Raw genomic sequence first — 23,319 nt, 5'->3', positions numbered from 1 at the left:
ATAACATTTGGGTGCATTTAAAAAAGTAAGGAGTGTGTAGTGAAAGGTATGCAAAAACCCATGAAATCGATTCTTAGTGCTGCCATTCTCAGTGCAATGGCTACCGGAGCTCATGCTGCGGGCTTTTCGCTGTACACAGAAAGCAGCGCAGCGGCTACAGGTAACTTCGCTGCAGGTATCGCTGCCGAAGGTTACGATGCATCGATTGGCTGGTATAACCCTGCGGGGCTTGTGTTGATTCGCGATCAACAGGCTGTTTTTGGCGGCGTTGGTGTATTTCCCGGTGCCAAGTTAAGCGGTAATACAACGTTTGCTACGGTGATTGCCCCCGGATTAACGTCCACTTACAGGCAATCATTCAGTGACATCAAGGGCGAAGTTGACGCGTTGGTTCCTTCTTTCCACTATGCACTGCCTTTAGGCGAAAACGCGACTTTTGGCGTCAGCGTCACGTCTCCTTATGGTCTGGCTACAGACTGGAGCACGTTTTACCCCACGCGTTACGCGGCCACGTTCACGGAGTTGATCACAACCAATATCTCTCCACAAATCGGCGGCAGAATCACTGAACATTTCGCTCTGGGTGCCGGGGTTGACCTGCAATATGCCCGCGTGAAATTCAACAGCATTATCGGTGCACCGGCTTTCCTGCAGTTCATCGGCGCAAACCCCATGCTGTTTGATTCTTATTCTTACAACAAAGGCGATTCATTTGGTACCGGTTTCCACGTCGGTGCGTTGGCCATGTTCAATGAAAACAACACGCGCATTGGTTTGAACTACCAATCCGTCATGCATCATGAATTCCATGGTTACAGCACGTTGACCGGACGTCTGGCTTCTGGCCCGGCCCTGGATAACCATAATGCCTCCTTCACCAGCGACATTCTTTTCAGTAATCCGATTGAGCTGCCCGATGTGGTTACTCTGTCAGGCTTCCATCATCTGAATGATAAAGTCGATTTACTGGCGTCTGTGGTTTACACCGGATGGCATACTGTAAGAAACATTCAATTGAATAACGTCGCAGCCTTCTCTCTGGCACTGGAAAGACAAGTACTGGTCAATTCCACGTCCACTGAGAATTACGACAATGCCTGGCGTTTTGCAGTCGGTGCAAACTACCACGTCAATGATGTCTTCATGATTCGTGTGGGTGGCGGTTATGACGAGACACCAACGCAGGATGCATTCCGTACCATTCGTTTACCGGATGCGGATCGTTGGGCCTTGTCTGTGGGTGCTCATTATCAATGGCGTCCTAATCTGGGTGTGGATGTGGGGTATACCCATCTGTTTGCTGATGATGTGCTCATTAACAAAACAGTCATAGCCGGTCCTGGCAGCACCTTCAACGTCAATGCCACAGGTAAAGCCCGTGCCGATCTCCTGGGCGCGCAGCTGGTGTGGATGATTGATCAACCTGCTCCTGTTCCAGCCGGAAAATAACTCGGCGGAATAAAAAAGCCACGCATTGCGTGGCTTTTTTTTCTTTTAAATAACTCAGTTTTTGTCTTCGGTAATGATGACTTCGCCCGCATTAACTACGGTAATGGTAAAGCCGTTGGCGCTGAGCTTCTTCGGCGTGATATCACCTGTGCTCATGTTCATTTTAAGCCAACCCACTTCAACCGGGTTTGAGGTGTCGGTACCCATTTTGATTAAAGCACCGCATTGCTTTTGGCTATCGACATAAGGGGCACAAGCGAGTTGAACCAAAGACCACAACAGACTCTTTTTAGTCTTTTTAGGTGTGGGGTAGGGGGATTGTACAGTGCCATTGATAAACGCATTGGATTGATAATTCGTTTGGTTATCGGTCGTCAGATGGCTCGGGGCAGCAAAGGCGATTGCGGTGGTTAAGCCTAAGGTTATTGCCGCTACACCTTTTAATAAAGCATTCACATTTCACTCCTTAGTTGATGAAGTTGTTAATATACAACCAGTTATCGGTTGATTGAGTACTCCAAAACCAACCAACCGATGACACTATAGGCGAAGCGTGCGTGGGACTCAAGCTTTATAGGCGGTTAACTAATCGGGCAAAATCTTTGGCAAAATAGGAAATCAGCAAATCAGCCCCCGCCCGTTTAATGGCCATCAAGCTTTCAAGCATGGCCGCCTCTTCCTGAATTAACCCGTGTTGAGCCGCCATTTTCAACATGGAATACTCACCGCTGACCTGGTAGGCACAAAGCGGTATTTCCGGGTAATGCTGCTTTAACAGGTGAATAATATCGAGGTAATTCATCGCCGGTTTAACCATCAGCAGGTCGGCGCCTTCCTCTATATCAAGCGCGGCTTCGCGCAGGGCTTCTGCCGAATTGGCCGGGTTCATCTGATAGGTTTTACGATCGCCAAATTTCGGAGCGCCCTCAGCCGCTTCACGGAAAGGCCCATAAAAACTCGAACTGTATTTGACAGCGTAACTCAAAATCGCCGTATCCTGATACCCTTCGCTGTCCAAGGCTTCACGAATGGCTAAAACCATGCCGTCGGTCATGCTGCTTGGTGCCACCCAATCGGCACCGGCTCTGGCGTGGCTGACTGCCTGTTGGCCGAGTAAATACAGGGTCTCGTCATTATCAATCTGCTCGCCGTGCACCACACCGCAGTGGCCATGATCCGTGTATTCGCAAAAACAGACGTCGGTGATCACCAGCATGTCGGGATGACTCTGTTTAATGCTCTGAACGGCGCGCTGAATAATGCCGTCGTCCTTAAGCGAGTCGCTGCCTCGGGCATCCTTGTGGGCTGGAAGACCAAACAGAAGAACGGCGGGCAGACCAAGCGCGCTTAAGCTGTCGAGTTCTTCGGTCAGTGCATGCAGGGGCAGTTGAAATTGGCCGGGCATGCTTTTTATTTCTTTTTTTTGCGGCAGGGTTTCACTGATAAACAGCGGGGCAATGAATTGCCTGGGATGCAGACGGGTTTCCTGCAGCATGTCACGCACTGCGGGCGTTTTTCTTAACCGTTTAAGCCTTAAGGGTAAATGATAAGCTGGGGTAGTCATTCTGAATCCTTTTGATGAGTGTAAAGAAGATCAACACCGCTGCTGCCGCTTAAGCTGGCGCTGACTTGAATACTGAAAAATTTATTTAACAGGTATTTAAGGGTTAACAAATTATTGCTTCCTTGCGAAAAGCCCATGTTATAGCTTAAGTACAGGCGATTAGATAATGATTTTCCAACGACAAAGGACGTCGTGTCCGTTGATTCATTCGTTTTACGATTGTATTCCGTATTATTTTCCACATTGACATCAAAGCCAAGGTTATTTTTCAATTGTTCAAGAAGTTGTGTGCCTTTGCTGCCGGAATCCAGATTCATGGATGAAATGGCGGCAAGCAGAAGCTGTCCTCCCGATTTATTGGCCTGACTTGCGGGCTTGCCCAGGAGGAGCATGGACAGAATGTCAGCCTGTGAGAGGTTGGAGGGAATGGAGAAAAGCTGCGTTTTTGGCCGGTTTAAATGGCCGCTGACCTCGATGCCGACCGTGGTTTTGCTGCCGAAATCATAGGATTGCAGGTTTTCCGTATTGAAATCAAACAATCGATTAGAGCCTGCAAAAGACGCGCTGGCATTATTAAATTGACGAATAGCGCGCACTTTCATGTCGGGATTGTCAATCAGGCTGCCGGTGTAGATGAGCTGACCCTGTTGAATCAGTAAATCCTGGCCATAAGCATGGTATTTTCCATCCCGAACCGTCAATTCGCCGGTTGCCCGCATCGGGCCTTCAGGCAGCTGGCGCAGTTGCAGGCTGCCATCCAGGTAACCTTTTAAGCCCTTGATGTCGATTGCCACATCCTGCCCCATGTCCAGACGCACGTTGCTGTCGATATGCAATGGGTTAGGTTCGGGTTGTTTTTGCCCGGCGAAGACCACATCACTCGATAAACTGGCGCTGCTATCGAAAGTATGCGGTTTGATACTGGCTTTAGGAACGAGCAGTTCGCCGCTTAAGGCATAGGAGGATGGTTTAAAATCAAACGTGAGTTTAGGCGATAATTCCATTTGGTATTCATCCAGATTAAGGACCTGGACATGGTCGCCGTTAAAATGGAGCGAGCCGGTGAAATGCGGTGCAAATTGCCCCTGACCTTTGACGTGCAGCGGTTGATTATTGCTGAACAGGGCGCCTTCAATAACCCATCGTTGTTCATGGGTTTCCATGGTCAGTTCAATGGGATCAAGATGGATCCCCAATTTCGGTAACGCAACCCGGCCATGACTTAAGGCCAATTTGCCCTTCACAATCGGACGATGCAAGGGGCCGCTGGCCTGCAAATGAGCCTGCAACTGGCCGGCGGGTTCACTCAGGGCACTGCTCACCTCCTTTAAAAAATCCAGGGAGTTGATGTTGATGGTCAACTCACTGTCAAGCGTCTGTTGCCGGGTGATGAGCTGCGCCCACTGAAATTGCGGTAAAGTGAGTTTGAAGGCGGCGTTTTTATTCGCATCAATCTTAAACTGGCCTTTGGCTTTCAGTTCATGCCCCGTCAATTCCGCCCGTAACTCCCCGCCTTTAAACGCCAGTGGTTGAAGTGCAGGATCCTGGTAATGTCCTTCACCCATTGTGACAACCAGCCGGCCGCTGTCGGCCTTGTTCAGTTCCGCCGTCAGCGACAGGGTGGAGGTCAAATCCTTCAGCGCGGGGTGCAGTACGGCGGGATTGGGTAGGGTGGCCTTGACCTGCCAGTTGGATAAGGGGGAGCCATTGAGGCTCAGGCGATTGTTAGCCAGAAGGAGCGTCGCGTTCAGCCCCTGGTGTTGATAATTGGCCGTCAGTTTGAGCGGTTCGGCATTGTATTGTGCGGTAAGCGAACCGGTTGCTTCCAAGGAGTTAAGGGTATTGCCCATAAAAGAAGCGTCGGCTTTGAGGTGCTGAATCAACAAATCACTGGCGCTTTCGGCCAGTGATCGGGCAGTCAGGTTGCCCTGGATTTTAGGGCTGCGCTGCGTGTCATAACCCCCGCTAAACTGCACCTGATGATGAGGGAAAGTAAGGACTCCTTTCGCGTCAAGCCGTTCGCCACCGGTGGAGTGGGCTTTGATGGTCAGGTGGGACGGTAGGGGGGCTGTGAGTTGGGTGTCGACCTGCATGGTCAGTTCAGGGAGAGTACCGCGGATGAGCAGTTGCCCTTTCGCACTGGCGAGCTGCGTTAAACCCGGGAGCGGTGGCCATTGCAGTGATTGCCATTGCAGCCGGGTATCCAGTTGCTGACCGTTTTTCAGCGTGCCGGTGAGCTCCAGAGTGCCTAAACCCTGAAACTTCCCGTGCCAGCGATAAGCGGTGAGATCCCCGGTCATTGCAAGAGAGCCCTTAAGTCCCTGGCCTGGCTTGACCGCGCTTAATTCAATGCGGGCCTGCAGCGGGTAGGGGAAACGCGGTTTCGCCTTGGCCGTGATGTGCCATTGATGACCCTGGTAATTAAAGTCAACGCCACTTAATTGCCAGTTGTCATTCGACAACGAGGCCTTAAGGCTTACCTGCTTAAGGACCGCATCGCCGCCGGGATTACCAATGACCAGACGGTCGATGCGCGCCTGGGTTGCCATGATCGCCACAGGGAATTCAGGAAGCGCGAAGGAACCTGGCCCTGTCTGAGTTGTTGGTTCGGGATGAATGAGGACTTGTTTCGCCTTAAGGGTCTTAAAAGTCAGACGGTGATGAAAAAGCAACTGCCTGAGCGAGCATCGGAGGGTGACACCCTGACCCTCGATAAGCAGACCTTTGTCTTCATAGGTTAATTGACCGATGGTCAATCTGCCGCTTATATGACCGCCGGCCTGACGAATGTGAAGCTGGCCGGGTAAAAAAGCATGCGCCAGTTTGACTGTCAGGTACAGGCCTGGCGTTGTCGTTGCTAAAAAAACGAGGATGCTGGTCAGCATCACAAAGGCAAGAAGCAGGCTGTAAGTGATTGACTTGCTGAGTTTTTTTAGAAAAGGCATCATAAATCCGGTCCCATATTGACAACAAAGCGCGGTTTTCTGTCTTTGATGCGGTTAAAGTGGCTGTCCACGGCCTGGGCAATGCCGATTTTAATGGGGCCTACCGGTGAAACCCACATCAAGCCGATGCCTAAGTCATTTTGCAATACCCGGGGGCTGGGATCATACACATCGCCGGTATCAAAAAAACCGGTGAGATACCAGTGCTCCACCGTTTCCTTTTGGATTTCAAAACCCCCATAGGTGAGAATTTTACCCGGGCCAATGGCGTTAAAGGTGAAGGCTTTCAAATTGTCCGATCCCCCAAGCAACAGGGCCAGAGAGAGTGGCAATTGATTCACGTCATTAATGTCGGTAATCCCCTGCAGGGTATGAAAGTAAAATCGGGTGCGGATAAAGGGCAGGGTGATCGCCGCGCGGGCGTCCACCGAGGCCTGAGCAAAGCTCACTTCCGACAATACTGCGCGACTGGCACCCAAGGCATTTACGGTGATGTGATAACCCGTCGGTGAAAAGAGCTGGTTGGAAGTGTTTTTCCATCCCAGCGTGGCTTTTGGGAAAAAAGTCAGTTTTTCAAGTTTGGGCGCATTGTCATAGTTGAACCGCTCATACAAGCCATTTACCGTGAGCATTCGCTGAAACTGGTCCTTGTTGTGGCGTTGCCCCATGGAAAGCAGCAGCGAATTACTGTAGCCTGCGCCATAATCGAGATTGGACAGGCTGCCGGTAATGTCGTATTCATCGGTCAGCGGGTTTTTACCCGGGATGATATACTGCGCCTGCAGCGTATTCTGATTAAAAGAGCCTAAAGCAATGGCATTGAATTTATGACCGGCGCGATTCACAGGCACCACGTGGTAACCTACGCGCCCGCGAATCCCGGTGTCAGTACCAAAGCCTAAGCCCAGCGAGTAATTAATGCGGGCCGCCGCCTTAAGGTAAACATTGACCGGGATGGTGCGGCTGCTGTTCATGTCCGGTTTGGCATTGACCTGACTGAAATAACCACTGCCGGCTAGGCTGTTGCTGAGCTCAAGCAATTGTTCGGTGGAATAGGGTTGGCCATAGTCAAAGGGAATGTAACGGCGCAACAACTCCGGTGAAATGTAGGTCGGTTCAAAACGGACCTGGCCAAAATAAAACTGCGGGCCGGTATCAAAAACCAGGGTGATAACAGAGGTGTAGCTGGCCTGGTCGATTAGGATTTCAGCCTTTTGAAAATGGGCATGCAGGTAGCCTTCCTGTTCGGCGGCATCAATGAGCATCTGTTTACTCTCTTCGTATTTTACGCTGTTAAGCGGCTTGCCCTGTTGAATCGGTAAATGATGAAGTTTTCGCTTAATTTTAGCATTATCAGCCCCTTCTCCCTGCAGTTGAATGGACAGGCGGGTGACAAGCAGCGGCGGTCCCGGGTTGACGTTAATGAGGATGCTTTTGCCGCCGGCTGTGCGGCTGACCTGAATGGCGGGACGCAGGTAGCCGTAAGCGTAAACAGCCTGGGCCACTTGTTTTTCGAGGTTTTCATTGGTGTCGCTGAGCAGCGGTTTGGATTTTGCGTATTCGAGCAGGCGCATCTGAATATTATCCAGCACTTTGCCGCGGACGCCTTTGATTTGAACCTGCTCAGGGCCTTTGGCAGCAAAAAGCAGGGTAAGGCTGCCTGCGAAAAGTAAAAGGCAAACCAGTTTTTTCATGGTACGGTCAACGTGCTGGTTACTGAAAAAGAAGATTCCGCCAGGTTTTTCAGTGTGTAAATCAAGTCCAGGGCTTCCCGCGCGGACAACTCATCGGGGTTAATCGACGCCAGCAGCGCCGTGGCTGGCGAGGGAGCGGCCTTAAGGGGCTGCGTGGCAACCGGCGCAGCTGCGGCATGCGTAGCCTGTTGCAGGTGCTCTGTGGCAATGGCCAGGACGGCCTCTGGCATGCCGGCCAGGCGTGCGACCTCAAGGCCGTAACTGCGGTCGGTGGGACCTTCTTCAACACGGTACAGAAAGGCAATGCGGTTGGCATTCAATGCGGCCTGTAAATGTTTATTGCGAATGCCGGGATAGTGCTCAGGCAGCGTGGTCAATTCAAAGTAATGGGTGGAAAACAGCGTGTAGGCTTTGAGGGTGCCGGCCAGGTAAGAGCAGGTGGCATACGCCAGAGCAATGCCATCGTAGGTGCTGGTGCCGCGGCCTATTTCATCAATCAGGACCAGACTGTGCGCGGTCGCCTGCCTTAAGATACGCGCGGTTTCGGTCATTTCCACCATGAAGGTTGAACGGCCTGAGGCCAGATCATCACTGGCCCCGATGCGGGTAAACAGTTTATCAATGCGGCCAAGGCGTGCTTTTTTGGCAGGGACGAAACTGCCGGTATGGGCCAGCAGAACGATCAGGGCGTTTTGGCGCATAAACGTTGATTTGCCCCCCATGTTCGGGCCGGTGATGAGCCACATGGATTGCTCAGGCTTAAGGCAGAGATCGTTGGCAATGAATTGTTCTTGCAATATCTGCTCAATGACCGGGTGGCGGCCATCCTGAATGTCAAGCCCCGCTTCGGTGGTCATTTCGGGACAGCACCAACCGAGGCAGGCGGCGCGTTCGGCGAAATTGGTCAAGACATCCAATTGCGCAATGCCTTGCGCGAGGGTGGTCAATTCCGGCAGGTACTGAAGGATTTCGTCGAGCAGGTTCTCATACAACCATTTCTCGCGAGCCAGGGCTTTCACCCCGGCGGACAAGACTTTTTCCTCAAAGCGTTTCAGTTCCGGCGTGATGTAGCGCTCGACGTTCTTTAAAGTCTGTTTGCGTTGATAATAATCGGGTGCTTTCTCGGCCTGCAGACGGGACAGTTCAATGTAGTACCCCTGCACGCGATTGTAACCCAATTTTAATGAGGAGAGGCCTGAGCGGGCTTTCTCCTGCTGTTCCAGTTCGGCCAATTGACTGTTGGCATTGTCGCTGAGCAGGCGGAGTTCGTCGAGTTCGTCATCAAAGCCGGTGGCAATCACGCCGCCATCGCGAATCAGCATGGGGGGATTATCGACCAGCGCCTGAGTTAATAAAGCCAGCAACGCGGGCTTCGGCGTCAGATCATCGCGGATTTTAACGCCAAGCGGCGAGGAATGATTGGCCAGGGCGCTGTGAAGATCCGGCAGTAGGCGAAGCGCCTGGCGCAGTTGCGTCAGGTCGCGCGGCCTTGCGGATTTTAAGGCGATGCGTGAGGCAATGCGTTCAATATCGCCGAGCTGGCGCAAGAGGGGCTTTAAGACGGCCTCCTGCCGGTTGTGCATTAATTCCTTCACCGCATTCTGGCGTTCCTGGATAAGCGCATGTTGGCTTAAAGGCCGGCCCAGCCAGCGTTTCAATAAACGGCTGCCCATGGGGTTGCTGGTGTGATCGAGCACATCAAGCAGCGTGTTGTCCTGGCCGCCCTGGTAGTTTTCAAACAATTCCAAGTGCTTTTGGGTGGCGGCGTCGACCTGCAGGTAGTCGTCGTTTTTTTCAAGCGTCAACTGTTTAAGGTGAGGAAGGGCTTGCCGTTGGGTGGTGTGCAGGTAGGTTAAAAGGCAACCGGCGGCCGGATAGCTTATCAGGTACTCTTTGCCTGCGATGCCCTCCAGATGACTGACGGCAAATTGCTCGCAAAGCAGGCGGTAGGCCTGTTGTAAATCAAACTCCCAGGCGGGACGGGTTTTGACCGGGTAATCACCCAAACCGCCGTACTGACTTTGTTCGGGAATCAAAATTTCTGCGGGTTGCAAATGACCTAACGCCGCCTCGAGCGCCGAGTCATCCGCTACCTGCATTAAATGAAAGCGTCCGCCGCTTAAATCCACCCAGGCGAGACCGTAGTGGGATTTTTGCCGGTAAATGGCTAAAAGCAGGGTGTCGCGGCGGGCTTCAAGCAAGGCTTCGTCAGTGATGGTTCCTGGGGTGACAATACGGGTTACTTCACGTTCAACCGGCCCTTTGCTGGTCGCCGGGTCGCCAATCTGCTCACAAATGGCAACCGATTCCCCTTTTTTTAGCAATCGAGCCAGGTAATTCTCGACCGCATGATACGGAACACCCGCCATGGGAATGGGCTTGTCAGCCGACTGGCCGCGATGGGTGAGGGTCAGATCGAGAAGCTCGGCGGCGCGTCGGGCATCGTCAAAAAACAATTCGTAAAAATCACCCATACGATAAAACAGCAGCATGTCTGGGTAGTCAGACTTAATGCGTAAATATTGCTGCATCATGGGGGTATGGGTGGCTGACATAGGCAATCCCAAGCGGGTAAATAGTGCGATTTTAACAAATGCGCCACAGCAAGTCAGTAAAAGCCCGGAAGTCATGTGTATTAATTCAGAGCGGTCTGTAAAAAACAGACTTTTTTTAAGGGCTTATTCCACTCTCAGGATTTAGAGGCATAAGCTCAATGTCTTCAGGGCTATCGGAATGGTTCACCTTGAATAACCTGTTTTTCATGGTTTTAAAATGGCTGATGCTTTCCTGGCTCTCATCGCGCTGTAACAGCGTTTTTTTAATAAAATCAGCCAATTGATATAAAAAGTCGCCGATGGATGGAAAACCAGGAGCCTCTCCCTTCTCCTTTTTGTCAATAATGGCCTGGGATGCGGGTGAAAAATGAACACGGTTTGCCTGTAAAAGCCGCAAAATGGAAATGTCGGTTTGGGCAACTAAGCCGGGACTTAGCGTAAGGGCCTCAAAGATCAGGTCCTGATGCTCGGGAAGTTTATAAATTTCTTCGATAAAAAATTGAACCATGGGCAGTTGATTGGAGCGAATGGCCTGCAGCAAATGGGTCAATATCAGCGTTTCATCCACGAGGCCGGGCACTTTTTTTAACTGTTGGTAAAGAAGGTTGATGCAGGCTAAGGATTTACTGCGCAGGGCTGCCTTGATGGCATCGCCTGCAAGAATGGTTTGTGCAATGTCTTTTTCACTTAACTCTGGCGAGCCTTCATTCTGGTAAGCGTCAAGCATGAGCTGCAGAATATCCGGATTACCGCCGGCAGCGGCATGATGAAGGAATGTGGCGGCATTGCCTCGCATCAGGATAATGTCTCTAAAGCAGGCACTGCCATTGTCATCCTCCAGGAGACAATCCAGGGCTTCTTTACGGCCTTCACGCAGGGCTTCCCTGAAAATGTCAGGGATTTGACGGATGTCTTTCTCTTTTTTTATCTGTGAAAGGAAGAGGGGCAATACCTGAGTGGCATTCATCGAGGCGGCCACAATGCAGGCGGTGACTACATGCCTGTCATTGCTAAATCCTTTATCATACAGGACCTTGACTGCTTCTTTGTTGTCCATTTGGATGGCCCAAAACAGGTTGGTAATCCCATAGTCGCCGGCGCTGCTTAATGCCGTCTGGTCGGTTGTGAGGTATCTTTTAAATAATTCGTCCACGGCAGGAAAAGGCCTTGGCGTGTTATTTCGTTCAGGATGCCTGATCACCTGAACATGCAAACCTAAAGGGCCATACAGTTCAAGCGGTACGGCAATGGGGCTCAGCGTTTCGCTTAAATCCAATGGATCAGTGAGCAGGCCCAGCATGCCGGTGTATCGGAACACATTAAAGTGCAGTTCATGAATGACATCCTTTTCACTCTGGAATACTTTAAACCCTTCACGGTAATTGGGGTCATAAAGGATGTATTTGCCTTCTTTTTTACTGATGGACGCGGCATGATTGACGCTGCGGATAATCATGGCTTCGTCGTCTCTCAATGCAAGGTCTTTTAAAATTTGAATCCAGTGCGTGTCGCTGGTGGTTATGGCCAATTCAAAAGACGGCGTCAGAGGCTTGCCGGCAATCTCAAGGGTGGTAATGCTCTGTAATTGATTTAAGGTTTTATCATACTCTTCAGGCATGAAGCTTTTGGCAACTTGTTTGGCGAAAAGATGAATTTCTTCATTCCATTCGCCCGTCGCAGGCAGGTTGGCGATGGAATTTAACAGGGCCTGAAATTTTTCCACCTGCCCCTGCAGCGCATATTTAACGTACACGGCGGCCAGGCCATTGCAAATCCCTTGCCTGTTCATCCGTACGGGGTTGTTATGCCAATCAAGGTAGCGGTTAAGATGACGAATAATATTGCCTTGATGAGTGGCAGGATGCATAAGTTACCTTTGAAGAATACCGTTTCACAAACGCGTGATTGGTTTTAATTTTTATCATCTGGCGTCATTTTAATTCTTTAGGATTAACTAAAGCTTAATTGATGGAAAAATTGCAAAAAACTGATCTGAATTTAGTCAATCTGGCAGTCATTGGCGCTTACCGCTTCAGTGAATTCATGCTGCGGGTCAAGGCGGTCATCAGGCTATTTTAAAATCGTGCTGTGCAAAGAATTCCGTATTGGCCTGCTAACGGGTTAAGGAATCAATCCAGAATCAACATATTTGCGGTAAATCAACGCTAACTTCTTCACTTAAGATAAATTTTTGTTAGACTATAGCTGGTGATCTAGAATAACAATAATGTTAAAAACACGGAGAATAACTATGAAACGTTTAGCCCTTTTGGCTGTATCTTCATTCCTGGCTGTCTTACTGACTGCGTGCGGTGATAACGCTGAGAAAAAAGCGGAAGACAATGCCGCGACCAATGTTGAGCAAACCACCACAACCACGCCTGCGCCAGCGCCTGCTGATCAAAACAACAACCAAACCACCACCACTCCGACTGACAATAATGCCGCTACTGATGCCTCCAAGCCTGAGTAATGGTGTCTAAGGATTAGAAGCCCCGCAACCATGCGGGGTTTTTTTTGAGGCATAGAGAACATGAATGAAGTCATAGAGCCTTTGCTGAAATCCCTCACTGCCTTGCTGCAAGACAAAAAAATAATCATTGCCACGGCGGAGTCCTGTACCGGCGGGTTGATTGCCTCGCTGCTGACGGAATTGCCGGGAAGTTCGGCCTGGTTTGATCGGGGGTTTGTCACTTACAGCAATGAGGCCAAACAGGAGTTACTGGGGGTTGAAGCCGGGTTGCTGGCCCAATACGGTGCAGTCAGCCTGCAAACCGCAGAAGCCATGGCTGCCGGTGCCTTGAAGCACAGTCATGCCCATGTCGCCCTTGCGGTCACCGGCATTGCCGGGCCGGATGGCGGTACCGAAGCCAAGCCGGTAGGGACGGTTTGTTTTGCCTTTACTGAGCGCAATGGCCTCATGCAGTCCCGCTCCTGCCTTTACTCGCCGTCTTCCCGCAGTCAGATTCGTTTTCTGTCCTGTATCGAGGCCCTGCATGGCATGATTTTTTTGTTGAATCAAGCCTACCCTCAAGCGTAATTGCGACGTTTGCTGCAAGTGGCCATCTGTGTGATAATTTGCCCTTTGAATACTAGGTGATGAACTATGGAAGAGAATAAACAAAAAGCGCTGAGCGCTGCACTGGCTCAAATTGAACGCCAGTTCGGCAAGGGCTCGGTCATGCGCATGGGCGACAGCAGTGCAGAGCGGGACATCGAGGCGATTTCCACCGGCTCGTTGGGTCTGGATATTGCTCTCGGCATTGGCGGTCTGCCGAAAGGGCGTGTTGTTGAAATTTACGGCCCGGAATCATCCGGTAAAACCACGCTGACCCTGCAAGTGATTGCCGAGTGCCAGAAAATGGGCGGTACCGCCGCGTTTGTCGATGCGGAACATGCCCTGGATCCCAGCTATGCTGCCAAATTAGGTGTCAATGTCGATGAGCTTCTGGTTTCTCAACCCGATACCGGGGAGCAGGCACTGGAAATCACGGACATGCTGGTTCGTTCCGCAGCTGTGGATGTCATCATCATCGACTCGGTTGCCGCTTTAACGCCGAAGGCAGAAATTGAAGGCGAAATGGGGGATACCCATGTCGGTCTGCAGGCGCGTTTGATGTCGCAGGCGCTGCGTAAACTGACCGCCAATATTAAGCGCTCCAATACCCTGGTGATTTTCATCAATCAGATCCGCATGAAGATCGGTGTGATGTTCGGTAATCCTGAAACCACCACCGGCGGTAATGCGTTGAAGTTCTATTCTTCCGTGCGCCTTGATATTCGCCGCGTCGGCTCCATTAAAAAGGGAGAAGAGGTGCTTGGCAGCGAGACACGCGTTAAGGTCGTTAAAAATAAAGTGGCTCCGCCTTTCCGCACCACTGATTTTGATATTCTTTATAATGAAGGGATTTCCCGCGAGAGTGAAATCATCAATCTCGGTACGCAATTGGGTCTGATTGAGAAATCAGGGGCCTGGTACAGCTACAAGCAGGAAAAAATTGGTCAGGGCAAAGACAACGTTCGCGTTTTTCTGAAAGAAAATCCTGCCATTGCCAAGACACTGGAACAGCAAATTCGGGCTGAACTGCTGGTGAAGAAACTGCCGGTTGCTGCCGTGGAAGAAGAGGTTGAGACGGTCGATGACTAAGGCGTTCGACTGTGCCTTGCGTCTGCTGGCCAGGCGGGAGCACAGTGCGCAGGAGTTGGTTGGCAAGTTGATTCAAAAGGCGTACAGCCGGGAAGAAGCAGAAGACGCGCTTCGTGTGTGCCAACACCAGCAGTTGCAAAGCGATGCTCGTTTTGCCGAGCAGTTATGCCGCACCCGAATCAATCAAGGGTACGGCCCTTTGCGCATTCGCCAGGAACTGGAGGCGCAGCGGGTCAGTGAGGACATCATTGCCCAGGTGTTGGCAGAAGAAGAGGGTAATTGGCCAGACCATGCTCAGGCTGTCTGGCTTAAAAAATTTAAGGCCCAGAGGCCTGCCTCGTTAGCTGAGCTTAAAAAGCAGCAGCGATTTTTACTGTACCGTGGATTCCCTGGCGATATGATCGCTCGAGTTTTTAAAGATAATTTAAACGTTGTGAGAGCATGAAAAGTTCAGACATTAGAAAAGCATTTATTGAGTATTTTTCTCAACGAGGTCATCAGGCTGTGGCGTCGAGTTCACTGGTACCCGGTAATGATCCCACCCTGTTATTTACCAATGCCGGCATGGTGCAGTTCAAAGACACCTTTTTAGGTCTCGAGCCGCGCCCGTATACGCGGGCGGTGAGTTCACAACGGTGTGTGCGGGCCGGGGGTAAACACAATGACCTTGAAAATGTCGGCTACACGGCCAGACACCATACCTTTTTTGAAATGCTTGGCAATTTCAGTTTTGGCGATTACTTCAAGCGCGAAGCCATTCGCTATGCCTGGGAATTTCTTACCGGGGTGTTAAAGCTTCCCGCAGAAAAACTCTGGGTGACCGTGTTTGAAGACGACGATGAGGCGGCGGACATCTGGTTAAAGGAAATGGGGGTATCGCCGGAGCGCTTTTCACGATGCGGTGAGAAGGATAATTTCTGGTCCATGGGCGATACAGGACCCTGCGGCCCCTGCACTGAAATTTTTTATGATCATGGACCATCCATTCCGGGCGGGCCGCCAGGCAGTCCCGATGCTGACGGCGACCGCTACATTGAAATCTGGAATCTGGTTTTCATGCAATACAACCGCGATAAACAGGGCGAGTTGCATCCTCTGCCCAAGCCTTCGGTGGATACCGGCATGGGCCTTGAGCGCATTGCCGCTGTGGTGCAGGGCGTTCACACCAATTACGAAATCGACAGTTTCCAGCACATCATCTGCGCCATACAAAAATTAACGCCGACAACCAAAACCACGCACCCATCCCTTAAAGTGATAGCGGATCACATTCGCGCCTGTTCATTCCTGATTGCCGATGGCGTTTTGCCGGGTAATGAAGGACGGGGTTATGTGTTAAGACGCATTATCCGCCGCGCGGTTCGGCATGGGAATAAACTGGGCTTGCAATCGCCCTTTTTCTCAAGCCTGGTGGTGCCATTAATTGACGTGATGGGTGATGCTTACCCCGAATTGATTGACACGCGCGAAACCATCGAACGGGTTCTTGCCCAGGAAGAAAATCAGTTTGCCCGGACGCTTGAACAGGGGCTGCGTTTGCTTAAGGATCAGATTCAAACCATGAGCGGCCGCGAAATCAATGGGGAGGTGGCCTTTAAGCTCTATGATACTTACGGCTTCCCTCTGGATTTGACTCAGGACATTGCCCGCGAGCAGGATTTAACGGTGGACATTGAAGGATTTAATCGCTGCATGCAACAGCAGCGGGAACAATCCCAATCAGCGAGCCAGTTCACCACCGATTATTCTCAATCGCCGCCACTGCAGGAAACATCCACATTTCATGGCTACGAGGTGGAGGCAATGGCCAGCACAGTGACGGCCTTGTTAAGCGAAGGCAAAGCAACCGACGTGCTGGTGGCTGGGATGAAAGGCGCCATTGCGCTGGCGGCTACACCCTTCTATGCCGAAAGCGGCGGTCAGGTGGGTGATAAAGGTCAGTTACTCAGCCCCGATGCCTTGTTTCGAGTGGATGACACGCAACGAGTCGGTCAGGCCATCGTCCATTACGGCGAGGTTCTCAAAGGGCGCTTTGTTGTAGGACAAGCCGTCGAAGCGAAGGTGGATTCTGTTCGTCGCGGCGCCATTCGTTTAAACCACACCGCCACCCATTTATTGCATGCCGCATTAAAGCAGATCATTGGCGGCCATGTGCAGCAGAAAGGGTCCCTGGTTGACGCGGAGCGGGCGCGGTTTGATTTTTCTCATTACGAATCGTTAACGGCAGAACAAATTCATCAGATCGAATGCCTGGTGAATGAGCAAATCCGTGCCAATCATCCCGTCGTGACGGAATTAATGGATGTTGAGAAGGCCAGGAACAGCGGGGCGGTGGCCTTGTTTGGTGAAAAATACAGTGACGAAGTCCGGGTATTGTCGTTGGGTGAATTTTCCAAAGAGCTCTGCGGCGGTACGCATGCCATCCGAACAGGGGACATCGGTCTGTTTAAGATCATAGCGGAATACGGGATTGCCAGCGGCGTACGTCGCATTGAAATGATGACCGGCGGCCATGCCTTAAACTGGATTAACAGCCAGCTGGACAGCCTGGATGAGGTGGCCCGGAAATTAAAAACTACAACGCCACAGGCGGTTGAAAAACTCTCGCAATTGTTAAATGAGACGCGGCAGCAGGAGAAGGAATTGACCCGCCTGCAAACGAAGTTGGCTGCAAAATCCGGTGACGATCTGTTGTCAGAGGCAGTAAAAATCGGCAAAGTGAATTTGCTGGTTAAAAAACTGGACAATGCCGACAGCCAGGGCTTGCGTACAACCCTGGATCAATTGAAATCCAAATTGGACAATGCCGTCATCCTCCTGTATGCCATTGATCAGGAAAAAATGAATGTGGTGGCAGGGATTAGCAAAAATCTGATAGGCCAGGTGCCCAGTGCGGGATTATTGGTCAAGCACCTGTGCGGTAAAGGCGGCGGCCGTGACGACATGGCCCAGGGAGGCGGTCTGGTTCCGGATGATTTGACAGCTAAACTGGCAGAAATTAAAAACATGGTAGGGGATGCTGTGAAATCGGCTACCCTTTAACCTCTCTGGCCATTTTATGCGTTAAAATGGCCATGCCTGCACGAAAGGGAATTGATGATGCGTTTTTTCAGTGAATTTAAAGAATTTGCCATGCGCGGCAATGTGGTTGATTTGGCCGTTGCGGTAATTATTGGTGCCGCCTTCGGAAAAATCGTTTCTTCGCTGGTGGATGGCATCATCATGCCGCTTATCGGTTTGCTGCTGGGTGGTGTTAATGTCGCGAATAAATCCTTTCAAATTGGGGATGCGGTGCTCAAGTGGGGGGCTTTTTTACAAACCGTCATTGATTTTACCCTCATCGCCTTTGCCATTTTCGTGGTGATTAAGCTCATCAATTTGTTGCAGAAAAAAAAGGACGAAGCCCCGGAAAAGTTGAGTCGGGAAGCGGCCATTTTAATCGAGATCCGGGATTTGCTGAGCCAAAAGGGGACACGGTCCGCGGATTAGCTGAAGGTCTTGCGTTTATTTTTACCTAACTCCGCAAGCTTGAGCTTCTCCGGCGGATGCGCAATGGACGCCCTCTCAGGATGTCTATCCACGTGTGCAAAAGTCAGTTTATTCCTAACCCCTTTCAACGATCCCCTTGCTTCTTTGCTATACTTACAATGTGTTCACTGATAGGAAATTATCATGGCTGAACTACTTAATTTAATCGCGGTGATTATTATCGCCGGTGTATTAATGTGGCTCGTCAATGTCTTTATTCCCATGCCAGGGGCGATTAAAACCTTGCTTAATGTATTGGTGTTGATTGTATTAATTCTTTATATCTTACAATTCTTTGGTTTAATCCATACCATGTTGCCGACAATCCGGCTATTCCGTTAACGTGAATCAAGAGATGAAAAGCGGCCTTATGGCCGCTTTTTTATTGTGCATTTGGTCTATATTTATACAATGGTCCCGTTGTAGCGAGTGATATTTTGGCCGTTGATAAAGACAAGCTGCGTGAGTCGTTGAATGAAGACAAAGAGGCCATTCAACAGCGATTAAATTCACAAATTGCTCATTATACTGACATTGATACGCAACACTTCGTGAGTTCACGTCTAAATGAAGACGCTCAGGCTGAATTATACCGGGGCGTTCCACCGGACTCCCACCATCCTCTCGCACCGCCGAATGATGAGGGACTCTATGACCCGCAGTATTTTCGTAAAAAACTGATTGCCCATATTGCTGCCATTGAGGCGGGTAAGGAACCCTCTTACAAGGGCGATGCTCACAAGCGGGCGGTGGATCCGGCTTCCGCAACCATCTCGATGCAGGATTTTCTGGGAGCGAACGGGGTTAAACTCTATCGTCTGGCACTGGAAGAAGAATTAAACAGCAGGGAATACCGCAATGCCCTGTTTTATGCCTCAACCGACCATTACCCTGGCGAGAAATGGGCAGAAAGACCGGCGATCATTGTTTCCGGGCCTTCAGCCAGTGGCAAAACTGTAGCCACTCAGGCTGCTGTTGAGCAGGCGACACGCTTTTTACCCAAAGCCACGCCTCAGGATTTTTCTGGCAATGATGTCGTTGCCATTGACGGGGGTAAAGCGCGTGAGGTATCGCAAATGCGCAAGTTGGTCATCCAGGCAGCTAACCACAAAGGATTTTCAGGCATTAAGGATTTACACAAACAAAGCGACATCCTTGAAAAAGCCAAGGGCAGTATGCGTGAAGCAGTGATTAAATCCGATTTGGGCTTTGTCATTCCTGAAACCTTTTCAACCTGGAGTATTCCTTTTCACAAAATCCATGATTTGATGAAAAAAATTGATGTCTTACCTGGCACCAAGCAACTCTTTAGCCGTGTCGTCGGTGAAGAACCCTCGTTGTTTCAGAAAATTGTTAATTTTATGGGTAACAGGCGGGCCTGGAAGCGGGAGGGGTTTGAAGAACAACCCACCCTGGATCTCAATAATCAGCGCATCTCGGAATCCAAGGCTTACGGGGCAAGTGGTTTCAGTTTTGGTGTAAGCGGGTCTGAGAAGGCAGAAAAATGGTTTAAGAGACACAGCAAGGACAAACTTTCAATGACCATTACCAATGATTTGATGCTGGTGAAGGAACATCCACCCGGCTCCGAGCATTGGCAGAAAGCAGAACCCGGTGAACCGGGTGTCGAATTGATTTCACAACGGGTTTTTGATTACTGGCAGTTTTTACAGCAAACAACGGATGGGAATTCGTTAAGCATTTCTGATAAATATTATGCCAGCCTGGATTTTAAACGGTTTTGCAAAGAAATAACCCGCCCTGACGATTTGATTCGTGTAAAACCCGATCCTGAACACCCCAGACGATGGCTTGCGGCCCCTATCCATGACCAGGGGGCATTACTGGTTTCCCGGCGGGTATATGACCAATGGCGATTTCTGCAGGACAATAGTTCACAATGGCTGCTTGAAAGTCAGGAGGGCCACTTAAGTGAGGGGGATAAGAAAAATCTTCTCGACAGCCAGCTAAGCCTTGAAGAGTACAGCAAAAAAGTGATTCTTAAACCGCACATCAAAACGTCGGCGGAAATTGACATCAAGGTGGCTTTGGACGCCATCGTAAACCGTCATTTGAAATTGCAAGAAGGGTTGGATGCCGGCCTAAAAAGCGGCAAACTGTCTCCGGAAGAGATAGAAAAACTACAGGCAAAAATCAATGTGCTCAAAGGCATTGAAATCGTCCTTAAGGATTTAAATTCTCCCAGCAAGGACAGTTTAATGGCGTTAAGAGAGAATATTGATTTCAAAATCAAGGCATTAAAAGAGCATGGTTATACCCACAGACTGTACAGCGAAACCGAACGGGTCTTAAAAAACCTGCAAGGGGCGCTGGATAAAGCCATCAGTGAATTTGACGGCAGACCGTCCAGTACCCAGGATTTTAAAGAAGCACTGGCAGAGATAGCAAATGACACGGCCTATACTTCCGAAGTATCCGCCAAGCCAAGGTGACAGAAGGGGAAAGAAAGCATTTTATTGAACCTCATGAAGCCTCCAAAAAACGAGTTAAAATGGCAGTGACGGGTCAGACTGAGCCAAAGAGGAAGCGAGTGGGATGAAATCTTAAAAATGGATCCTTCGCTGAATGAATCCCTGAGAATAATGGTGGTGTGTTTATAGAAGTCGTGGGTATACTGTATTATGGCACTGTAGAGAGGGGCGAGGCATGCGCACAGCATTTATAGGGTTGGATTACATCATCGACATCATGCATCCTGAAGGTAAAATAGCACGGTGTGCTGAACAGGCGGCAGAGCGTGACATCATTACTAAAACGAATGACGCTTTGGAAATTATTACTCAGAAGGGATGGTTAAAAATTCTTGTCAAGGTCGGTTTTAGCGAAAACTATGTTGAGCAACCCAAGCATTCGCCCATGTTTGGTAAAGTCAATGAGTTGGGGGCTTTAAGGCTTGACTCTAAGGGCACTGACTTCCATCCGTCCTTGAATACCTCTGACTGTCTGATTGTCGTAAAGCCGAGAGTCAGTGCATTTCATGGAACAAATCTCGACGTGGTATTGCGCGCTAATAAAATTGAGCGTCTGTTGATCAGCGGGGTGAGTACTGCCTGGGCTGTACAAAGTACGGTGCGTGCGGCGCATGATTACGACTACCAAGTGTGCATTATTGAGGATCTGTGCGCCGCTGCGGATAGGCACGAACATCAAACATCAATCGATTTAATGAGCAGAATTGCAAAGGTAATCACTGTCGAGGATTTAAAAAATTTTTAATGCGATTCTATCAAAAGGGTTTAAACGGATTAAAAATGAAATCAGAGGCAACTTGCTGTTGCGTGGTGTTTTAGTTCTCCTGCCCTTTGCCTGTTTGTTTGGGTTAACTGGAAATTATTCCTGGATGCAAATATCAGTGGTCAGTATGTCTACTCTGATTGTTGAGGAAAGGCTTAAACTCACAGTTCCCGGCGTTTTGCTGCATGGCTTAGGCATCATTATTCTTTTTAATGTCCTGTTTCTAACTCAATTCCAACCCTTTATTTTTGTAATAGTCTGCACAATGTCTGCCACAGCGATTATTTGGGTTACCACTCAGGGTGAGCAGCTACGCACATTGGGAAATTGGACTTTTATTCCTGCAATTATTCTTTCGATAGAGTTAGCCTCTGAATCAAAGCATGGACTATTGGAGGAAAGCAAACTAATTTTCCCGTATTTGATAGCTGCTTTATTGCCCACGCTGTGTATCAGTTTGTATGAGCAAATTAAAATGATAAAAAGAGAGTCTCGTTTTAACCTGCTGCAATTGTCTTCTCTATCGGATTTTGGGGAAAAGAAAAATAATGTGGAGGCCATGCTGGCCATGGCGCTGGGAATTATTGTTTCTGCCTGTTTTGTTGAGTATTTACCAATGGAGAATGGGCAATGGATGATTTGGGGTGTTGCCAGTGTGATTACAGGTCACAAGGACAGTTCGACTAAGAAATTCAAGGAACGTCTTCTCGGAGTTTCAATCGGTGTTCCTCTCGGTATTGTCTTTGGTGGATACGTCATCCCTTCAACACCGTTTGATTTAATCGTGGTAACCGTTTGTCTTTTTTTGACCTTGGTCGCTTTTCGTCGTTATGTGATCGCCTATACCTGTCGTTGTTTTTTAGTGGCTACTGCGGTCATGCTGCTCACGCATTCGAAAACCATAGCCTTTGAAAGACTTTCCCATGTCATTGCGGGTGGTGTAATTGGCTTGACTGCCATTGCTTCCTCGCGTTTTCTGCTTAAACAAAGGAGTTAATGGCTTCTGGAATTGTACTACGAATGGGTCACTCCATTTTGCGCGGTAATAATAAAAACGGGCCTTGCGGCCCGTTTAGTTAATCCTCATCCCAGCTTAAAGTACCACCTGCCTGGTATTCAATGACACGGGTTTCAAAGAAGTTTTTTTCTTTCTTCAAGTCCATCATTTCACTCATCCAGGGGAAGGGATTTTCTGCGCCTGGGTATTGCTCTGGTAGGCCAATTTGCGCGAGACGGCGGTTGGCAATGAAATGCAGGTATTCTTCAAACATCTCGGCATTCATACCCAGAATTCCATGCGGCATGGTGTCTTTAGCGTATTGATATTCGAGAATGACCCCTTCTTTAATCAACGCAATGATTTCTTCTTTAAAGGCCGGTGTCCATAAGTGAGGATTTTCAATCTTAATCTGGTTGATGACATCGATACCAAAATTCATGTGCATGGATTCATCGCGCAGAATGTATTGGAATTGCTCAGAGGTTCCAACCATCTTGTTGCGTCGTCCCATGGACAAAATCTGAGTAAAGCCGACATAGAAGAAGATCCCTTCAAAAACTACATAGAAAGCGATTAAATCACGCAGCAAACGCTGATCCGCTTCAAGGGTGCCTGTATGGAAGGTGGGATCGCCAAGGCTTTGGGTGAAGGGCAGGGCCCAGGCCGCTTTGTTGGCTACCGCAGGAATTTCGCGATACATGTTAAAGACAGCGGCTTCATCGAGACGCAGGCTTTCAATGATGTACTGATAAGCGTGGGTATGCAATGCTTCCTCGAAGGCCTGACGCAGCAGATACTGACGGCATTCCGGATTGGTGATGTGGCGGTAGACAGCCAGGACCAGGTTGTTGGCGACTAACGAATCCGCTGTGGAAAAGAAGCCTAGATTACGCAAAACAATCAGGCGCTCATCCGCGGTCAAGCCATTGGGATCCTGCCATAATGCCACATCCGCGCTCATGTTGATTTCGTTAGGCATCCAGTGGTTGGCACAGGCAGTTAAATATTTATCCCAGGCCCATTTGTATTTAAAGGGAACCAGTTGGTTTAAATCAGCACGGCAGTTAATGATTTGCTTATCATCAACCTGAATACGGCTGGCTCCCATCTCTAAGGATTCCAAACCGGTGGCACCCGTATGACCGGGTGCGCTGACATGTTGTTCTAATACTGACATTGGGT

At 49.7% G+C, this 23,319-nt stretch carries 18 protein-coding genes; 11 read left to right on the top strand and 7 right to left on the bottom strand.

All coding sequences use genetic code 11. The features are described from left to right. Positions 1-39 precede the first annotated feature (39 nt). Entirely contained in the window at positions 40-1,449 is a 1,410-nt protein-coding gene (locus DYE45_RS10510; RefSeq protein WP_165481663.1) for an OmpP1/FadL family transporter, read from the top strand. Between the two features lie 54 nt (positions 1,450-1,503). Here the strand turns inward: DYE45_RS10510 and DYE45_RS10505 are convergent, their stop codons facing one another. The 6 genes from DYE45_RS10505 to DYE45_RS10480 form a co-directional block, all read right to left on the bottom strand. Then, positions 1,504-1,905, bottom strand: a complete 402-nt coding sequence (locus tag DYE45_RS10505) for a hypothetical protein (RefSeq protein ID WP_108290385.1) — start codon at positions 1,903-1,905, stop codon at positions 1,504-1,506. A gap of 115 nt (positions 1,906-2,020) precedes the next feature. Beyond that, complete coding sequence (gene hemB / locus DYE45_RS10500) at positions 2,021-3,013, bottom strand: porphobilinogen synthase (RefSeq protein ID WP_108290383.1); 993 nt, start codon at positions 3,011-3,013, stop codon at positions 2,021-2,023. Further along, complete coding sequence (locus DYE45_RS10495; protein ID WP_115300884.1) at positions 3,010-5,961, bottom strand: translocation/assembly module TamB domain-containing protein; 2,952 nt, start codon at positions 5,959-5,961, stop codon at positions 3,010-3,012. The genes hemB and DYE45_RS10495 overlap by 4 nt, the downstream gene beginning before the upstream one ends. Continuing rightward, positions 5,958-7,652, bottom strand: a complete 1,695-nt coding sequence (locus DYE45_RS10490) for an autotransporter assembly complex protein TamA (RefSeq protein ID WP_108290379.1) — start codon at positions 7,650-7,652, stop codon at positions 5,958-5,960. The genes DYE45_RS10495 and DYE45_RS10490 overlap by 4 nt, the downstream gene beginning before the upstream one ends. Next, entirely contained in the window at positions 7,649-10,207 is a 2,559-nt protein-coding gene (mutS, locus tag DYE45_RS10485; protein WP_108290377.1) for a DNA mismatch repair protein MutS, read from the bottom strand. Before mutS ends, DYE45_RS10490 begins: the two co-directional genes overlap by 4 nt. Positions 10,208-10,322: 115 nt before the next feature. Continuing rightward, a complete protein-coding gene (locus tag DYE45_RS10480; RefSeq protein WP_108290375.1) occupies positions 10,323-12,074 on the bottom strand; it encodes an ankyrin repeat domain-containing protein in 1,752 nt (583 codons plus the stop codon). Between the two features lie 384 nt (positions 12,075-12,458). Between DYE45_RS10480 and DYE45_RS10475 the strand changes: the two genes are divergently transcribed. The 10 genes from DYE45_RS10475 (at position 12,459) to DYE45_RS10430 (ending at position 22,134) form a co-directional block, all read left to right on the top strand. Next, a complete protein-coding gene (locus DYE45_RS10475) occupies positions 12,459-12,680 on the top strand; it encodes a hypothetical protein (RefSeq protein WP_108290373.1) in 222 nt (73 codons plus the stop codon). Positions 12,681-12,740: 60 nt separating this feature from the next. Further along, a complete protein-coding gene (locus tag DYE45_RS10470) occupies positions 12,741-13,247 on the top strand; it encodes a CinA family protein (protein ID WP_108290371.1) in 507 nt (168 codons plus the stop codon). Between the two features lie 66 nt (positions 13,248-13,313). Continuing rightward, positions 13,314-14,354: a recombinase RecA gene (gene recA / locus DYE45_RS10465; RefSeq protein WP_108290369.1), complete on the top strand. Its 1,041-nt coding sequence runs from the start codon at positions 13,314-13,316 to the stop codon at positions 14,352-14,354. Next, a complete protein-coding gene (recX, locus tag DYE45_RS10460) occupies positions 14,347-14,799 on the top strand; it encodes a recombination regulator RecX (RefSeq protein ID WP_108290367.1) in 453 nt (150 codons plus the stop codon). The genes recA and recX overlap by 8 nt, the downstream gene beginning before the upstream one ends. Continuing rightward, complete coding sequence (gene alaS / locus DYE45_RS10455) at positions 14,796-17,396, top strand: alanine--tRNA ligase (protein WP_108290365.1); 2,601 nt, start codon at positions 14,796-14,798, stop codon at positions 17,394-17,396. Before recX ends, alaS begins: the two co-directional genes overlap by 4 nt. 57 nt (positions 17,397-17,453) lie before the next feature. Beyond that, on the top strand, positions 17,454-17,843 hold the full coding sequence (gene mscL / locus DYE45_RS10450; RefSeq protein WP_108290363.1) for a large-conductance mechanosensitive channel protein MscL: 390 nt from the start codon (positions 17,454-17,456) through the stop codon (positions 17,841-17,843). A gap of 183 nt (positions 17,844-18,026) precedes the next feature. Then, positions 18,027-18,224, top strand: coding sequence for a Thivi_2564 family membrane protein (locus DYE45_RS10445; RefSeq protein WP_108290361.1), 198 nt, complete (start codon positions 18,027-18,029; stop codon positions 18,222-18,224). Between the two features lie 95 nt (positions 18,225-18,319). Further along, positions 18,320-20,335 carry a hypothetical protein gene (locus DYE45_RS10440; RefSeq protein WP_108290359.1) on the top strand — a complete coding sequence of 672 codons (2,016 nt, stop codon included), beginning with the start codon at positions 18,320-18,322 and terminating at the stop codon, positions 20,333-20,335. A 214-nt stretch (positions 20,336-20,549) separates the two neighbouring features. Beyond that, the gene (locus tag DYE45_RS10435; protein WP_115300883.1) at positions 20,550-21,119 is read left to right on the top strand and encodes a cysteine hydrolase family protein; all 570 of its coding nucleotides are present in this window, start codon (positions 20,550-20,552) and stop codon (positions 21,117-21,119) included. 145 nt (positions 21,120-21,264) lie between these two features. Then, on the top strand, positions 21,265-22,134 hold the full coding sequence (locus tag DYE45_RS10430) for an FUSC family protein (protein WP_242602624.1): 870 nt from the start codon (positions 21,265-21,267) through the stop codon (positions 22,132-22,134). 79 nt (positions 22,135-22,213) lie between these two features. Here the strand turns inward: DYE45_RS10430 and DYE45_RS10425 are convergent, their stop codons facing one another. Further along, a complete protein-coding gene (locus DYE45_RS10425) occupies positions 22,214-23,314 on the bottom strand; it encodes a ribonucleotide-diphosphate reductase subunit beta (protein ID WP_108290353.1) in 1,101 nt (366 codons plus the stop codon). Positions 23,315-23,319: the final 5 nt, after the last annotated feature.

This window comes from Legionella taurinensis (assembly GCF_900452865.1).
Taxonomy (GTDB): Bacteria; Pseudomonadota; Gammaproteobacteria; order Legionellales; family Legionellaceae; genus Legionella_C; species Legionella_C taurinensis.
Note: the sequence above shows the minus strand (reverse complement) of the source record. Positions and strands in the feature narration are given on the sequence as shown.

Bases quoted from the DNA above. Each gene is read 5' to 3' on its own strand.
- DYE45_RS10430 (WP_242602624.1), top strand. From the start codon at position 21,265: ATGTCTACTCTGATTGTTGAGGAAAGGCTTAAACTCACAGTTCCCGGC.
- mscL (WP_108290363.1), top strand. From the start codon at position 17,454: ATGCGTTTTTTCAGTGAATTTAAAGAATTTGCCATGCGCGGCAATGTG.
- recA (WP_108290369.1), top strand. From the start codon at position 13,314: ATGGAAGAGAATAAACAAAAAGCGCTGAGCGCTGCACTGGCTCAAATT.
- hemB (WP_108290383.1), bottom strand. From the start codon at position 3,013: ATGACTACCCCAGCTTATCATTTACCCTTAAGGCTTAAACGGTTAAGA.
- recX (WP_108290367.1), top strand. From the start codon at position 14,347: ATGACTAAGGCGTTCGACTGTGCCTTGCGTCTGCTGGCCAGGCGGGAG.
- DYE45_RS10445 (WP_108290361.1), top strand. From the start codon at position 18,027: ATGGCTGAACTACTTAATTTAATCGCGGTGATTATTATCGCCGGTGTA.
- DYE45_RS10475 (WP_108290373.1), top strand. From the start codon at position 12,459: ATGAAACGTTTAGCCCTTTTGGCTGTATCTTCATTCCTGGCTGTCTTA.
- DYE45_RS10480 (WP_108290375.1), bottom strand. From the start codon at position 12,074: ATGCATCCTGCCACTCATCAAGGCAATATTATTCGTCATCTTAACCGC.
- DYE45_RS10495 (WP_115300884.1), bottom strand. From the start codon at position 5,961: ATGATGCCTTTTCTAAAAAAACTCAGCAAGTCAATCACTTACAGCCTG.
- DYE45_RS10425 (WP_108290353.1), bottom strand. From the start codon at position 23,314: ATGTCAGTATTAGAACAACATGTCAGCGCACCCGGTCATACGGGTGCC.
- DYE45_RS10435 (WP_115300883.1), top strand. From the start codon at position 20,550: ATGCGCACAGCATTTATAGGGTTGGATTACATCATCGACATCATGCAT.
- DYE45_RS10470 (WP_108290371.1), top strand. From the start codon at position 12,741: ATGAATGAAGTCATAGAGCCTTTGCTGAAATCCCTCACTGCCTTGCTG.
- mutS (WP_108290377.1), bottom strand. From the start codon at position 10,207: ATGTCAGCCACCCATACCCCCATGATGCAGCAATATTTACGCATTAAG.
- DYE45_RS10490 (WP_108290379.1), bottom strand. From the start codon at position 7,652: ATGAAAAAACTGGTTTGCCTTTTACTTTTCGCAGGCAGCCTTACCCTG.
- alaS (WP_108290365.1), top strand. From the start codon at position 14,796: ATGAAAAGTTCAGACATTAGAAAAGCATTTATTGAGTATTTTTCTCAA.